The organism is Microvirga yunnanensis (assembly GCF_025460875.1).
The window spans coordinates 46,730-60,274 of sequence record NZ_JAMXFI010000044.1; the positions used below are offsets into that span (position 1 = coordinate 46,730).

17 protein-coding genes and 1 tRNA gene are annotated in these 13,545 nt (G+C 68.3%); 8 read left to right on the plus strand and 10 right to left on the minus strand.

What is annotated here, in order from left to right; all coding sequences use genetic code 11:
* Window positions 1–26: 26 nt before the first annotated feature.
* The 4 genes from NF876_RS21225 to NF876_RS21240 all read right to left on the minus strand — a co-directional run bounded on the left by NF876_RS21225 (window position 27) and on the right by NF876_RS21240 (window position 2,021).
* Window positions 27–194: a hypothetical protein gene (locus NF876_RS21225; RefSeq protein ID WP_262270625.1), complete on the minus strand. Its 168-nt coding sequence runs from the start codon at window positions 192–194 to the stop codon at window positions 27–29.
* Between the two features lie 132 nt (window positions 195–326).
* Window positions 327–411, minus strand: a tRNA-Leu gene (locus NF876_RS21230).
* 64 nt (window positions 412–475) lie between these two features.
* Entirely contained in the window at window positions 476–1,663 is a 1,188-nt protein-coding gene (locus tag NF876_RS21235) for an FAD-dependent monooxygenase (RefSeq protein WP_262270626.1), read from the minus strand.
* Between the two features lie 94 nt (window positions 1,664–1,757).
* Window positions 1,758–2,021, minus strand: a complete 264-nt coding sequence (locus NF876_RS21240; protein ID WP_262270627.1) for a zinc-finger domain-containing protein — start codon at window positions 2,019–2,021, stop codon at window positions 1,758–1,760.
* 606 nt (window positions 2,022–2,627) lie between these two features.
* Here NF876_RS21240 and NF876_RS21245 point away from each other — a divergent pair.
* Window positions 2,628–3,392, plus strand: a complete 765-nt coding sequence (locus NF876_RS21245; protein ID WP_262270628.1) for an alpha/beta fold hydrolase — start codon at window positions 2,628–2,630, stop codon at window positions 3,390–3,392.
* A 27-nt stretch (window positions 3,393–3,419) separates the two neighbouring features.
* A complete protein-coding gene (locus tag NF876_RS21250; RefSeq protein WP_262270629.1) occupies window positions 3,420–3,911 on the plus strand; it encodes a class I SAM-dependent methyltransferase in 492 nt (163 codons plus the stop codon).
* Window positions 3,912–4,041: 130 nt separating this feature from the next.
* Here NF876_RS21250 and NF876_RS21255 read toward each other — a convergent pair whose 3' ends face one another.
* Entirely contained in the window at window positions 4,042–4,842 is an 801-nt protein-coding gene (locus NF876_RS21255; RefSeq protein WP_262270630.1) for an enoyl-CoA hydratase, read from the minus strand.
* Between the two features lie 79 nt (window positions 4,843–4,921).
* On the opposite strand from NF876_RS21255, the gene cysE reads away from it, so the two are divergent.
* The 3 genes from cysE to NF876_RS21270 all read left to right on the plus strand — a co-directional run bounded on the left by cysE (window position 4,922) and on the right by NF876_RS21270 (window position 6,652).
* Window positions 4,922–5,758, plus strand: a complete 837-nt coding sequence (gene cysE, locus NF876_RS21260; protein WP_262270631.1) for a serine O-acetyltransferase — start codon at window positions 4,922–4,924, stop codon at window positions 5,756–5,758.
* A gap of 91 nt (window positions 5,759–5,849) precedes the next feature.
* Window positions 5,850–6,062, plus strand: coding sequence for a DUF3126 family protein (locus tag NF876_RS21265; RefSeq protein ID WP_262270632.1), 213 nt, complete (start codon window positions 5,850–5,852; stop codon window positions 6,060–6,062).
* Window positions 6,063–6,121: 59 nt separating this feature from the next.
* Entirely contained in the window at window positions 6,122–6,652 is a 531-nt protein-coding gene (locus tag NF876_RS21270; RefSeq protein WP_262270633.1) for a gamma carbonic anhydrase family protein, read from the plus strand.
* A gap of 115 nt (window positions 6,653–6,767) precedes the next feature.
* On the opposite strand, the gene NF876_RS21275 is transcribed toward NF876_RS21270, so the two are convergent.
* Window positions 6,768–7,451: a transglutaminase-like cysteine peptidase gene (locus NF876_RS21275; protein WP_262270634.1), complete on the minus strand. Its 684-nt coding sequence runs from the start codon at window positions 7,449–7,451 to the stop codon at window positions 6,768–6,770.
* Window positions 7,452–7,729: 278 nt separating this feature from the next.
* Here NF876_RS21275 and NF876_RS21280 point away from each other — a divergent pair, with 278 nt between their 5' ends.
* Both NF876_RS21280 and NF876_RS21285 read left to right on the plus strand, forming a co-directional pair.
* Complete coding sequence (locus NF876_RS21280; protein ID WP_262270635.1) at window positions 7,730–8,545, plus strand: rhomboid family intramembrane serine protease; 816 nt, start codon at window positions 7,730–7,732, stop codon at window positions 8,543–8,545.
* A 137-nt stretch (window positions 8,546–8,682) separates the two neighbouring features.
* Window positions 8,683–9,114: a CBS domain-containing protein gene (locus NF876_RS21285; RefSeq protein ID WP_262270636.1), complete on the plus strand. Its 432-nt coding sequence runs from the start codon at window positions 8,683–8,685 to the stop codon at window positions 9,112–9,114.
* Here NF876_RS21285 and NF876_RS21290 read toward each other — a convergent pair whose 3' ends face one another.
* The 4 genes from NF876_RS21290 to folE form a co-directional block, all read right to left on the minus strand.
* Window positions 9,115–10,125, minus strand: a complete 1,011-nt coding sequence (locus NF876_RS21290; RefSeq protein ID WP_262270637.1) for a patatin-like phospholipase family protein — start codon at window positions 10,123–10,125, stop codon at window positions 9,115–9,117.
* 89 nt (window positions 10,126–10,214) lie between these two features.
* Window positions 10,215–11,369, minus strand: a complete 1,155-nt coding sequence (locus NF876_RS21295; RefSeq protein ID WP_262270638.1) for an MFS transporter — start codon at window positions 11,367–11,369, stop codon at window positions 10,215–10,217.
* Window positions 11,370–11,452: 83 nt separating this feature from the next.
* Window positions 11,453–11,869, minus strand: a complete 417-nt coding sequence (gene hisI, locus NF876_RS21300) for a phosphoribosyl-AMP cyclohydrolase (RefSeq protein WP_262270639.1) — start codon at window positions 11,867–11,869, stop codon at window positions 11,453–11,455.
* Window positions 11,870–11,877: 8 nt separating this feature from the next.
* Window positions 11,878–12,510 carry a GTP cyclohydrolase I FolE gene (gene folE / locus NF876_RS21305; protein ID WP_262296375.1) on the minus strand — a complete coding sequence of 211 codons (633 nt, stop codon included), beginning with the start codon at window positions 12,508–12,510 and terminating at the stop codon, window positions 11,878–11,880.
* Window positions 12,511–12,670: 160 nt separating this feature from the next.
* On the opposite strand from folE, the gene NF876_RS21310 reads away from it, so the two are divergent.
* Window positions 12,671–13,117, plus strand: a complete 447-nt coding sequence (locus NF876_RS21310; protein ID WP_262270640.1) for an iron-sulfur cluster assembly scaffold protein — start codon at window positions 12,671–12,673, stop codon at window positions 13,115–13,117.
* Window positions 13,118–13,545 lie beyond the last annotated feature (428 nt).

Consider the following 13,545-nt stretch of genomic DNA (forward strand, 5'->3'; position numbering starts at 1 on the left):
CAGGCGAATCGGGGCCTCCGCGGCCGTCAGGAGACGGAGAGGGCAAGCAGCGACAGGACGGCCGCGAGAAGGTTCATCGCCACGGCGGTCCCCGCAACGCACAGGGAGATCGGGATGCGACGCCGCTCCAGGGTCGGACCGTCGTCGATGGCGCGGAGTGCTGCGCTGGATAGCCGAGAACCTCTCGTGGTCACTGTCCTTCTCCTCGAAACCAGAGATGGGCGATAACGACACGATCAGGATGCTCCTGAAGCGTTCTCATGGCGGTGCGTTCACACACGCGCATCGCGCATGTCGAGCGACGATCCGAGAGAACGTCGTGGGAGTGGTGCCCGCAGCCGGACTCGAACCGGCACACCCGAAGGCCACGGATTTTAAGTCCGTTACGTCTACCAATTTCGTCATGCGGGCCTGAGAGCTACTTAGACGGTCGAGCTTGGACCGGCAACCCGCCTGCTCGCAAATGTCGCCCCGGTCACTCCGGCGCGCGGAAGCCGTAGAGCCAGTCGTAGCGGCGCGTCATGCCCTCGGGCCCGAGGCGGCGCATGACCTGGTTGCGCCCGAACGCCACCAGGCCGCCCGCATGGTAGACGCGCCCGTTCCGGCGCGCCTCGCGCTGCACGCGCCGGACGCGGGCGAGACGCTGCGCCTCGTAGGAGGCGAGAGCCCGGGCGAGGTCGGGGCGCTCCGGCCCGAGGAGGGACGCCAGGGTGGCGGCATCCTCGATGGCAAGGGCCGCGCCCTGCGCCAGGAAGGGCAGGACCGGGTGGGCGCAATCCCCCAGAAGGGCGATCCGCCCCCCGGCGAGGCGCCCGGCCGGATGGTCGAACAGGGACCAGCGCAGCCATTCCCTCGGCCCAGACAGGAGCGCCCGCAGGGCCGGGGCGGCCGAGGCGTAATGCCCGAGGAGCGCGTCCCGGTGGCCCGGCGCCGCCCAGCCGTCCACCGGCGTGGCGGTGCGCTCGACGGCCACCACGTTGACGAGCCGTCCGCCGGCGATCGGGTAATGCACCACGTGGCCCTTCGGGCCGAGCCAGAGGCCGGTCTCGTCGCCGGCGAGTTCCGCCGGCACCGCATCCCGGGCCAGGGTGGCGCGCCAGGCGACATGGCCGCGATAGGCCGGGGGGCTGTTGTCGCCCAGGGCCCGGCGGACCTTCGACCAGACCCCGTCGGCGCCGAGGATCAGGTCGGCCGCATGGGTCTCCCGCGCGCCGCCGGCCGACACCCAGGCGAGGCGGGCTTCGCCGGGCCCGTCCTCCACGGTCTCGACGCTGCGGCCCATGACGAGCCGGACGCCCGGCTCGGACCGGACCGCATCGAGGAGGATTGTCTGGAGATCCGCCCGGTGCACGACCCAGTAGGGCGCCTCGAAGCGCTCGCGCAGGAAGGCCCCGAGGGCCACCTGGCCGATGGGCTCGCCGGACCGGATGGCGCGCACCACGACGCGCCGTGGCTCGGTCGCGACCCGGCGCAGGGCGGCCCCGAGCCCGAGCCGGATCAGGATCCGGCTGGCATTGGGCGAAAGCTGGAGGCCGGCCCCGACCTCGGAGAAGCCGGTCCGGCGCTCGATGAGCGTGACCGCATGCCCCTGCCGGGCGAGCGCCAGGGACGCCGTCAGGCCGCCGATGCCGGCGCCCACGACCGCAATCGACAGGCCGGTCATTCAGAACCTCGAAGGCGGGCGCGGGACCGGCTCGCGGAGCTCGGACCTTGCAGGGGCGGCCGGGCCGGGCATCGTTCGGGCGGGCACGGCCGGGTCAGCGCGAGGCGGGAGAGGTCGCGAAATCGGGCTCCCACACGCATTCGGCCGGGCGGGCCTCGTCGGCCTTGAGGGACGAATCGTACTTGAACAGGGTCGAGCAATAGGAGCACACGGTCTCGCTGTCGTAGCCCATGTCGATGAAGATGTGCGGGTGATCGAAGGGCGGCGTCGCCCCGATGCACATGAACTCCTTCGAGCCCACGTGAATGACGGGAACGCCCGGATCGTTGTGGAAGTGCGGAGTGCCTTTGTCGGCCATTATGGTGCTCGCGAGGGATGAAATGCGCGCGCACCATAATGGCCGATCGCCCATGCGCCTAGAGGCTTTTTCCGCATCCGAGACCCGCCCCGGACCCCCCCCCCCGCTCCGTGGACGGAGCCCTCGGCCGTTTCGGGATGGCGGATCCTGCCAATCTCCCCGTCGTCACCGGGCTCCTCCCGGTGATCCCGCTTGTCTGAAACGCAGCGCCTTTCAGTATCGGGATGGCCGGCACAAGGCCGGCCATGACGTGGGGAGGGTGTTGTCACCGCCTCATGCCACCCTCCACGTCATCACCGGGCTTGGCCCGGTGATCCCGATCCGGTGAAGCGCGGCGCCCCACTGTATCGGGATGGCCGAGACAAGCCCGTCCATGACGTGGAGAGTGTCAGTGAGGCCATGTGACGGACCGGACGGGCCCGGCCGTGACGGGGAGGAGCGCCATGACGGGGGCTGTTGCGGCCGCGCCGGTCCTGGTGGCCCCCCGAGGCGGCAGACGTGTCGGCGCTCCCCGCGCCGCGCATCGTCGGGGCGTGGAAAAACCGGGTCCACTTTTTCGCGCGATGCGCTAGGGTGCGCGCCATCCGGCAACCTCCCTTGGACTCCATGCGCTACTTCAATTCCGACGGCGTGAGCATCGCCTATATCGACGTCCCGCCCCACGAGGGCGCGGGCGAGCCGATCCTTCTCATCCACGGCTTCGCCTCGACCCATGCGGTGAACTGGGTGAACACGCTGTGGGTGAAAACCCTGACGCGGGCCGGCTACCGGGTGATCGCCTTCGACAACCGCGGCCACGGGGAGAGCGAGAAGCTCTACGAGCCCGCGGCCTACGATTCCTACCGCATGGCCGAGGACGGGCGCCGGCTGCTCGACCATCTCGGCATCCCGCGGGCCGACGTGATGGGCTATTCCATGGGGGCGCGCATCGCCGCCCACATGGCCATCGCCACGCCGGACCGCATGCGCTCCATGTTGCTCGGGGGCCTGGGCATCCACCTGGTGGAGGGCGTCGGCCTGCCGCTCGGCATCGCGGACGCCATGGAGGCTCCGTCCCTCGACGACCTGACCGACCCGATGCAGCGCATGTTCCGCGCCTTCGCGGACCAGAACCGGAGCGACCGCCGGGCGCTCGCCGCCTGCATCCGCGGCTCGCGGCAGGTGCTCACCCCGGCCGAGGTGGCGTCGATCCGGCTGCCGACCCTGGTGTCGGTCGGCACGGCCGACGACGTGGCGGGCTCCGGCCCGGCGCTGGCGGCGCTGATCCCCGGCGCGACCGCCCTCGACATCCCGGGCCGCGACCACAACCTCGCGGTGGGCGACAAGGTGCACAAGCAGGGCGTGCTCGACTTCCTGGCCCGCCGGCCGTGACCGGGAGACGCCCATGAGGAACCGTCCATGACCCGCCTCGACAGCGCCATCCGGCGCCTGACCGCCCAGCGCGACCTGCTCGACTGGGCCGCCCGGGCGATCGACCCCACGGGCCTCGTGCTCGAGATCGGCCTCGGGAACGGACGCACCTACGATCACCTGCGCGCCCGCCTGCCGGGGCGGGACATCCACGTGTTCGAGCGCGCGCCCGCCGCCCACCCGGACTGCTATCCGCCCGAGGGCTACCTGGTGGTGGGCGACCTCTTCGACACCCTGCCGCCCTTCACCGCGCGGCACGGGGCGGGTGGGGCGGCCCTGATCCACATCGATATCGGGTCCGGCGACGAGGCGGCGAACGCCAGCCTCGCCCGGCGCCTGGCGCCGCTCCTCGAAGCCCTCCTGCGGCCGGGCGGCATCCTGCTCGGCGACCGGGCCTTCCCGATGCCGTCCTGCCGGGACGTCTCGGCCGAGACCGGCGTGCCGGAAGGGCGCTATTTCGTCTATCGCCGGGAGACGTGAGGGCGGGTCAGGGCCGTTGCTCTCGTCATCACCGGGCTTGTCCCGGTGATCCCGATTGTCCGAGGCAGAGCGCTTCTCCGATCGGGATGGCCGGCACAAAGCCGGCCATCACGGGGTGGTTCAACGGACCCTAACGGCCGGTGAAGACCGGCTGGCGCTTCTCCAGGAAGGCGTTGCGGCCCTCGGCGGCATCGAGGCTGTCGAAACACCGGTCCGCGAGGGCGACCGGATCCACGTCCGGGTGCGCCACGCCGACCGCCCGGTCGATGGCCGCCTTGGCGGCCCGGATCGTCAGCGGGGCGTTCCCGGCAATGGCCTCGGCGAGCGCCAGGACCGTGTCCTCCAGCTGCCCGTCAGGCACCACCCGCTGCACCACGCCCAGGCGCGCCGCCTCCCGGGCGTCGATCCGCCGCGCGGTGAAGAACAGGTCCTTGGCCGCCGGGGCCCCCACGGCCGCGGTCACGAGCCTCATGGCGCCCGGCGGATAGCCGATCCCGAGCCGGGCCGCCGGGATGCCGAACACGGCGCTCTCGGAGGCGACGCGCAGGTCGCAGGAGAGGGCGAGGCCGAAGCCTCCGCCCAGGCAGAAGCCGCGGATCATGGCGATGACAGGCTTCGCGCAATGGGCCACGGCCCAGAAGGCGGCCTCGTTGACGGCCTCGTAGCGCCGTCCGCCCTCCGCATCGGCGCGCAGGGTCGAGAACTCGCCGATATCGGCCCCGGATGCGAAGGATTCGCCGCCCGCGCCCCGGACCACCACCACCCGGACCTCGGGGTCGCGGCCGAGGGCCGCCATGAGGCCGGGAAAGGCCTGCCACATCTCGAGGTCGAGCGCGTTGTGCTTGGACGGATTGTCGATGGCGAGGGTCGCGATACCCCCCGAGAGGGATACGCCGAGTTTGGAAGTGGCGGGAGAAAAAGAGTAAGTCATGGCACGCTTGCATCTGTGGTAAAAAGGCTAGGCTTCTTATCTATCCCGAAGCGATAGCGGAGTCGGCAAGGAGACTATCATGACCCAAACGCGCCTGAAGCCCGAAGCCTCGGACGTCATCGCCGGAACGGTCGATCCGATCTGGAATCGTCTTCGCGCCGAGGCCGAGGCCGTCGTTCAGGCCGAGCCGGCCATCGCGGGCCTCATGCTCAGCGCGATCCTGCATCAGCCGAGCCTGGAGGCCGCGGTCATCCATCGGGTGGCCTCGCGCCTCGGCCATGCGGCCGTTCCCGCGGACATCATCGAGCAGATCTTCCTCGAGGCGGTGGAGCATGACCCGGCCATCGGGGCGTCCATGCGGGCCGACATCAGCGCGGTGATCGACCGCGACCCGGTGGTCACCCGGGCGCTCGAGCCCGTGCTCTACTTCAAGGGCTTCCACGCCATCCAGACTCACCGGCTGGCCCATTGGCTGTGGTCCCGGGGACGGCAGGATCTCGCCCTCTATCTCCAGAGCCGCTCGTCCGACACGTTCCAGACCGACATCCACCCGGCCGCCCGGATCGGCCGGGGCATCTTCCTCGACCATGCCACCGGGCTGGTGGTGGGCGCCACCGCGGTCATCGAGGACAACGTCTCGATGCTCCAGGACGTGACCCTCGGGGGCACCGGCAAGGAGCGCGGGGACCGGCATCCCAAGATCCGCCAGGGCGTGCTCATCGGCGCCGGGGCGAAGATCCTCGGCAATATCGAGGTCGGCTCCTGCGCGCGGATCGCCGCCGGATCGGTGGTTCTCAAGCCCGTGCCCCAGAACGCCACGGTGGCCGGGGTTCCGGCCAAGGTCGTCGGCGCGGCCGGATGCGAGGAGCCGTCCCGGTCCATGAACCACTGCTTCTCCGAGGCGGATGGAATCTGAGCAAAGCCGCCCTCCAGGGACCTATCGCCGCTTGCTCGCGTTTGCCCGGCATGGCAAGTGCAGCATCCGTGACATCAAGAAAGGACCTGTAGTGGACAAGACCGAGATGGCTAAAGTCGAGCGCTATCTGCGCCAGAGCTTTGCGAACCACTCGATCCGCGTGGTCGGTCGCCCGAAGAAGACCGACTCGGCGGAAGTTTACATCGGTGAGGAATTCGTCGGCGTTCTCTTCGTCGACGACGAGGACGGAGACCGCTCCTACAACTTCACCATGGCGATCCTCGACACGGACCTCGAGGACTGACCGGCTTTCCCGCAGCAGAACCTCACCGGGGTTCTGCTGTTCTTCCCTGCGGACCCGCGATGCCGATCTACAGCCTCGACGCCATCTCGCCCATCCTGCCCGAGCCCGGCGGGTTCTGGATCGCTCCCGACGCCCATGTGATCGGCAAGGTGCGGCTGGGGCGCGACGTGGGAATCTGGTTCGGCGCCGTGCTGCGCGGCGACAACGAACTCATCGACATCGGCCAGGGGACCAACATCCAGGAAGCGGCTCTGCTCCACACCGACATGGGGGCGCCGCTGACCGTCGGGCCGGGCTGCACCATCGGTCACAAGGCGATCCTGCACGGCTGCACGGTCGGCGAGAACTCTCTGATCGGCATGGGCGCGACGGTTCTCAACCATGCCCGCATCGGGGCGAACTGCCTGGTGGGCGCCCATGCCCTGGTGACGGAAGGCAAGGAATTTCCCGACAATTCCCTCATCGTCGGCGCGCCGGCCAAGGCCATCCGCGTGCTCGACGCGGACGCGATCGAGCGGCTGCGCTGGTCGGCCCGGAACTACGTGGACAACTGGAAGCGGTTCGAGAAGGGAATGCGGCGGGTCGATTGATTCCCGCTTCGTGTTTCGTCGGTCGCGATTCTCCGACGTCCTCGCGAAGAGGCAATGTCGCGGAGGCAGGGAGGGTCGGCGCCGGCTCACGCCGAACACGGACACTCCGCCGGTCTTACCGATTCGCCGTGGTGGTCGGCGACGACACGATGCCGCCGAGCGACACCCAGCCGATCGTGTCCTGGCTCTCGCGCTTGATGTAGACGTAGCCGGTGCGGTGCCAGGGCAGGACCGACGAGGTCTTGTTGTCGAGGACGAAGTCGCCCCGGTTGGTGCGGACCATGAGGACCGCGTGGCCTTCGCCCAGTTCGTCGATCACGACCGTCATCCGCATGGCGCGGCGGGGAAGACCCGCCTCGGCGAGGAGCTTGCGCTTCAGGAGCTGGAAATCCTCGCAGTCGCCGCGGCCGTCGTCGGGGAAACCCCACACGTCGACGACGCCCCAATGGTCGGCATCCGTCACCGCCTTGATGGTCGAATTCACGCGCTGATTCACCGACACGATGGTCTTCCAGGCCTGGGGCGTCAGGTCGATCGTGTCCGGCTCGGCCGTGTTCACGACGCATTCGGACCGAAAGGTTTCGCAGAATTGCGACCAGCCCTGGAGCGGCTTGGCGGCGCCCATGCTCGTGATCGGAGCGCTCGAAACGGGCAGGGCGGCCAGGGTCTGAGCCTGGGCGGCGGTGCCGGCGAGCAGGAGCGACAGGGCGAGGAGCGCTGATTTGACGATGGTGCCGATGGAGGCAGGCTTCTCATTTACGCCACAGAAAAGGCCGTTCTTGAAATAAACCTTCCGCATGCCCCACCAGCCGGTTAACGTTCTTTTAACCAAACTGACATGGTTGCATTTTCGGCTCAAGCGGAAAGTAAAAGGTGAGTTAACGCGTCGCGGCCCGAGCGGTTCCAACATGGTTAACAAAAAGTTTGCGGGGCCAGGGCGGGGGGCGGCCGGTGCGCCTTGGAACTGCCAGGCCGCGGGTTTCTCTCGACGGCCGACCCGGATTGGCGCTAGTCAGGCCATCAACCGAACGCCGCCGGCACCGGGATCCCGGGCGGCGGCCAGACGAAAAGCGCGTCATGTCTCCAAACCCGCCCCGCGTCCGCGAGCCGATTCTCAACCTGCCGGCCACCATCAGCCTGTGCCTGGCGGTGCTGATCGGCATCCACGGCGTCCGGATGCTTCTGTCCGATGAAACCGACTTCACGGTCGTCATCGACTGGGCCGTCATCCCGGCGCGCTGGGCCGTCGCCTTCGGGGGCGTGCAGGTCGAGGAGATCGTGCAGTCCCTGCGGGACGGCGCCCCGGACGATACGGTCACGCCCATGATGGCCCTGGCGCAATACGTGCTGGCCCCGGACGAGGCGCGGCCCTGGACGGCGTTGACCTATGCGTTCCTGCACGGCTCCTGGGCCCATGTGCTGATCAACGGCGTCTGGCTCGCCGCCTTCGGAACGCCGATCGTCAGGCGCTGCGGCGCCGGCCGGTTCCTCGTCCTGTCGGCGGCCGCCGCCGTGTGCGGGGCCATCGTGTACGCGGTCATGAACCCCTTCCAGGTGCTGCCGATGATCGGCGCGTCCGGGGCCGTGTCCGGGCTGATGGCGGCCGCCTCCTGGTTCATGTTCGCCCCGGCCTCGTGGCACCGGGAAGGACGCCTGACCCAGCCGCACGAGCGGCCGCGCGAAACCCTCGGACACATGGTGCGCAACCGGCAGGTCCTGATCTTCCTCGGGATCTGGTTCGCCGCGAACTACATCTTCGCCTTCGTCCAACCGCTGGGGATGATGGATGCGAGCATCGCCTGGGAGGCGCATCTCGGCGGCTTCCTGGCCGGGCTTCTCATTTTCCCTCTTGTGGACCCGCTCCCGGCCCGGCCCGGCCGCATCTCGGCTTGAAACCGACATGGTTTGCCCCAATCATCGTAAGGCTGATGGAGGGTTTTCGCCCCGCTGTCATGGGGCGCGCCCTCAGGATCAGCCTTGCGAAGGCGAGGGCTGACGGTCCTCGTCGTTCGCACAACGGGAGGGAATGAATGATCGTCAATCGAATCCTTTCGCTCAAGGGCCGCGAGGTTGCCACCATCGAGCCGGGCCGATCCTTGAGCGAAGCCGCCGGGGTTCTCGCGGAGCGCAGAATTGGTGCCCTACTCATCGTGGACGCTCATCGGCCGGTCGCCGGCATCATCTCGGAGCGCGACATCGTGCGCGCCGTCGCGGCCCATGGGGCCAAGGCCCTGGACGAGCCGGTCTCCCGCTTCATGACGGAGAAGGTGGTCACCTGCACGGGCGAAACCTCCATCAACGACGTGATGGAACTCATGACCCAGCAGAAGTTCCGGCACATCCCCGTGGTCGAAGGCGGGCGCCTGTCCGGCATCGTGTCGATCGGAGACGTAGTGAAGCTGCGGCTCGAGGAGGTCGAGGCGGAAGCTCAGGCGATCAAGGAATACATCGCGACCGCCTGATCAGGTCGCCTGCGTCTCCTGGAGCAGTTCGAGGATATCCGGCAGGGCGCGCTCGGTGGCCTGCCGACCCAGGGCGATGCACTCCCGGGCCCGGTGGAACTCGAACAGGCCCATCTTGGCGAGCTTGGGCGCCACCATGATGTCGGGCGGATCCCCGGCGAGCCGCGAACGGGCGATGCGGTCCTGGGTGATGTTGAAGGCGTCCACCATCACGGTGGCGAGGCCCGGCGCGTTCGGCTTGCGCGGCTTGTCCCCGCGATGCCCCGGGAAGATGCCCCAGCGGCGGGGCGCCTCGTCGATCGCTTCCTCGATCTCCTGCTCGTCGCTCGTCCCCGCGTCGTAGGACTGGATCACGGTGCCGCGCACGCGCACCTCGCCGTTGAGGTTCACGCAGATGACGATGTCGGCGCCGAGCGCCCGGGCAGCCGTGATGGGGATGGGATTCACGAGGGCGCCGTCCATGAGCCAGCGGCCGCCGATCATCACGGGATCGAACACGCCCGGCAGGGCGTAGGAGGCCCTCATGGCCTGGACCAGAGGGCCGCGCGTCAGCCAGATCTCATGGCCGCTCACGAGTTCGGTCGCGATGGTGCAGAACTTGACCGGCAGGGTCTCGACCCGGCGGTCCATCAGGTCCTGGTCGAGGAGGCGCTGCAGGCGCCCGCCGGCGATCAGGCCGGCGCCGCTGAAATGGAAGTCGAGGAGCCCCATGACGCGCCGCTTGGTCAGGGACAGGGCGAAGGCCTCGAGTTCGTCGAGCTTGCCGGCCGCGTAGCAGCCGCCGACCACGGCGCCGATCGAGGAGCCGGCGATCACGTCCGGCACGATGCCGGCCTCGGCGAGGACCCGCAGGACGCCGATATGGGACCAGCCGCGGGCGGCGCCTCCGCCCAGCGCCAGGCCGATCCTTGCCTTCGCTCGGGGATCGCGTTCGGCCGGAGGCTTGGTCTCGACCGCTCCTCCGCCACCCCCTGAACCGGCGCTGCGCCAGGCAATCCCGTCCCACAACATTGATCGACTCCAAGGCATCCCGTCCCGTTCGTGCCAGCCTTCCGTGAAAGCCGCATGAAGGGTGCCCTCAAGTTTCAATTAGGACTGGTTCAGGAAAACTGAACAGTGGAGCGCTTCAAAGCGCGCTGCGACAAAATGATGATGATGAAGGCAAAGGCGATCAGGAGGCCCAGCATGGCGCGCAGGCCGAAGATTTCGCCCCCGAATCCGATCAGCGGTGGGCCGAGCAGGAGGCCGCCATACCCCAGAGTTGCCACCATGGCGACGCCCATGCTGGGCGGAAGATCCTTCATCTGTCCCGCGGCGCTGAACAGCACCGGCACCGCGTTGGCGAGGCCGACGCCGACGAGGGCGAAGCCGACCGAGGCGGGCAGGGGCTGGGGCAGGAGCATGGCGAGGGCCAGGCCGAAGGCCGAGAGCAGGCCGCCGAGCTGCAGGGTCCGGATGCGGCCGAGATGCCGGACGACGAAGTCGCCCATGAAGCGGCAGACCGTCATGGCAAGCGAGAAGGCGGCGAAGCCCGTCACCGCCGCCTCGAGGCTCGCGCCGGCGACGGTCTGGAGATAGATGGCCGTCCAGTCGACCATGGCGCCCTCGACGATGAAGCAGAACATGGCGAGCACGGCCAGAAGGAGCACGCTCCCCCTGGGCCAGGCGAAGCCGTGGCCCTCGCTGGGACGTTCGCGCTCCCCGAGGGTCCAGAAGGCGGCCGGCAGGAAGAGCAGGGCCATCCCGAGGCAGGAGACGAGCAAGGTCGGGACGATCCCGACATCGAGCGCGATGAGAAGGCCCGAGGCTCCGGCCCCGGCCAGCCCCCCGAGGCTGAAATAGGCGTGGAAGGACGACATGATCGCCGAGCCCCAGGCCTTCTCGACCACGGTGGCATTGGTGTTCATGGCGATGTCCATGGTGCCGTTGCAGGCCCCGGCCACGAGGGCGGCGGCCACGAACAGGCTCAGGGAGGGCGCGAGACCGGGAAGCACCAGGGCGGCTGCGAACGAGAACGCCGCCGCGACCGTCATGGTGCGGCTGCCGACCACCGTCACGGCCCAGCCAATGATCGGCATGAGCGCCACCGCGCCGAGGGAGAAGGCCAGCAGCCCGAGGCTGAGCTGGCCGTCCGACAGGCCGAGGGATTCCTTGAACCGGGGAAGCTGGGCCGCCCAGGTGCCGATGCCGAACCCGTTGCCGAAGAAGAGCGCGCTGGCCGCCAGCCGCGCGGGGAGAAGGTCACGTCGTGTCATCGGGCTTTCCTAACCCGAGCAGGTGCAGACTGCACCCGCTTCAAGGGGGATGGCAGCCCTCGATTTTTGGAAGGGCTGCCGGCTCAATCGATCACGAGGCGGGGACCATCGCCGGAGGTCTCGATCCTCCGGTAGAAGCAGGAGCGGCGTCCCGTATGGCAGCAGCCGCCGTCGCCGGCCACCTGCACCTTCATGAGCAGGGCGTCCTGATCGCAGTCGACCCGCATCTCCGTGACGGTCTGGATCTGACCGCTCGTCGCGCCCTTGTGCCAGAGCTCGCCCCGCGAGCGGGACCAGTACCAGGCTTCGCCGGTCTCGAGGGTCTTGGCGAGGGCCGCGGCGTTCATGTGCGCGACCATCAGGATCTCGCCGGTGGTCGCGTCCGTCGTGACGCAGGTGATCAGCCCGTCAGGCCCGAAGCGGGGCGACAGGACGGTTCCCTCCTCGAGCTCCGCCTTGGAGCCGGGTGCGGGAAAGAGGCCGGTCGGGGTCGTGCCCATGGCAGGCCTCAGCCCCGACCGCCGCGAACGAGGGTCAGGAAGCGCACCTGTTCGGCCGGATCCTCCTTGAAGATTCCGGTGAACTGGGTGGTGAGCGTCAGGGCGCCGGCTTTCTGGATGCCGCGCATGGACATGCACATGTGCTCGGCCTCGATCATGACCGCGACGCCGCGGGGCTCGAGCGCATCGACCATGGCCTTGGCGATCTGAGACGTCATGGTCTCCTGCGTCTGCAGGCGGCGGGCATAGGCGTCGACCAGACGGGCGAGCTTCGACAGCCCGACGACGCCTTTGGTGGGGTAATAGGCCACATGCGCCACGCCGAAGAACGGCACCATGTGGTGCTCGCAATGGGAGTAGAAGGGAATGTCGCGCACGAGCACGATGTCGTCATAACCTTCGACCTCGGCGAAGATCTTGTCGAGGATTTCCGACGGATCCTCCCCGTAGCCGGAGTAGAATTCCTTGAAGGCCTTGGCAACCCGTTTCGGGGTATCCTGCAAGCCCTCGCGGGTCGGGTCGTCGCCGGCCCAGCGGAGCAGGGTGCGGACGGCCGCTTCGGCTTCCTCCCGCGACGGAACACCGGGCTTGTCGACAGGTGTACTCAGACGCGTCGACAGGGACTTAACCACATCACTCACGTGGAGCCTCATTTCTCAACTTTTGAACCGAGGAAGCTTCGGCGCCCAGCGGTTTCTATTCTCTTTCCGGACAATCCTGCGGCAACCGCTGTCGCAGAACTCTTTCACAGGGCTTATATAGGTATATGTGCACATTCCCAACCGTCATCTCACGGCCGTCATGTTGAACGACATCTACAGCCGGCGCATTCTCGAGCTCGCGGCCGATATCCCCCATCTGGGCCGGCTGCCCGACCCCGATGCGTCCGCGACCGCGCATTCCAAGCTTTGCGGCTCGACCGTGACTGTCTATGTGAAGCTTGAAGACGATGTCGTGACGGCTTTCGCCCATGAGGTGAAGGCCTGCGCGCTGGGCCAGGCCTCGTCGTCCATCATGGGCCGGAATATAATCGGCGCGACCATAGAGGAGCTTCGCGGGGTGCGCGATGCGGCAAGTCGTCTGCTCAAGGCCGGCGGGGAGGCGCCCCAGGGCAAGTGGGAGGAGCTCAAGGTGTTGGAACCGTTGAGGGATTACAAGGCTCGCCACGCCTCCATCCTGCTGACCTTCGAGGCGGTCGTCGACGCGCTCGATCAGATCGAGGCCCGGCGCGTCGAACAGGCTGGATAAATGCCTAAAGGGCCGGGCCAAACACGGCACCGCATTCGGGCCCGATCCGCCGGGCTCGAGCATCGGGCGGGAAAAGTGGACCCCGTTTTGGCATCGGATCCGATGCTCCTCTCTTGGCTGGCGCATCGTTTCTCTTGGCTGGCGCATCGTTCGGGTCACGAGCGTGGCCCCCTCCTGTCCGCAGGATGCGCTCGGCGCTTCAGACGATCGGGATCACCGGGACACGCCCGGTGATGACAGGGGGAGGGTGAACACCCGGTCCTGTGACAACACCCACCACACGTCATGGCCGGCCTTGTGCCGGCCATCCCGATTGTTCGAAGCGCGGCGCTCTTCCGACCGGGATCACCGGGACGAGCCCGGTGATGACGTGGGAGGGTTGTGTGAGCGGGTGGTGATAGCCTCCCCACGTCATGGCATCCTCCGCC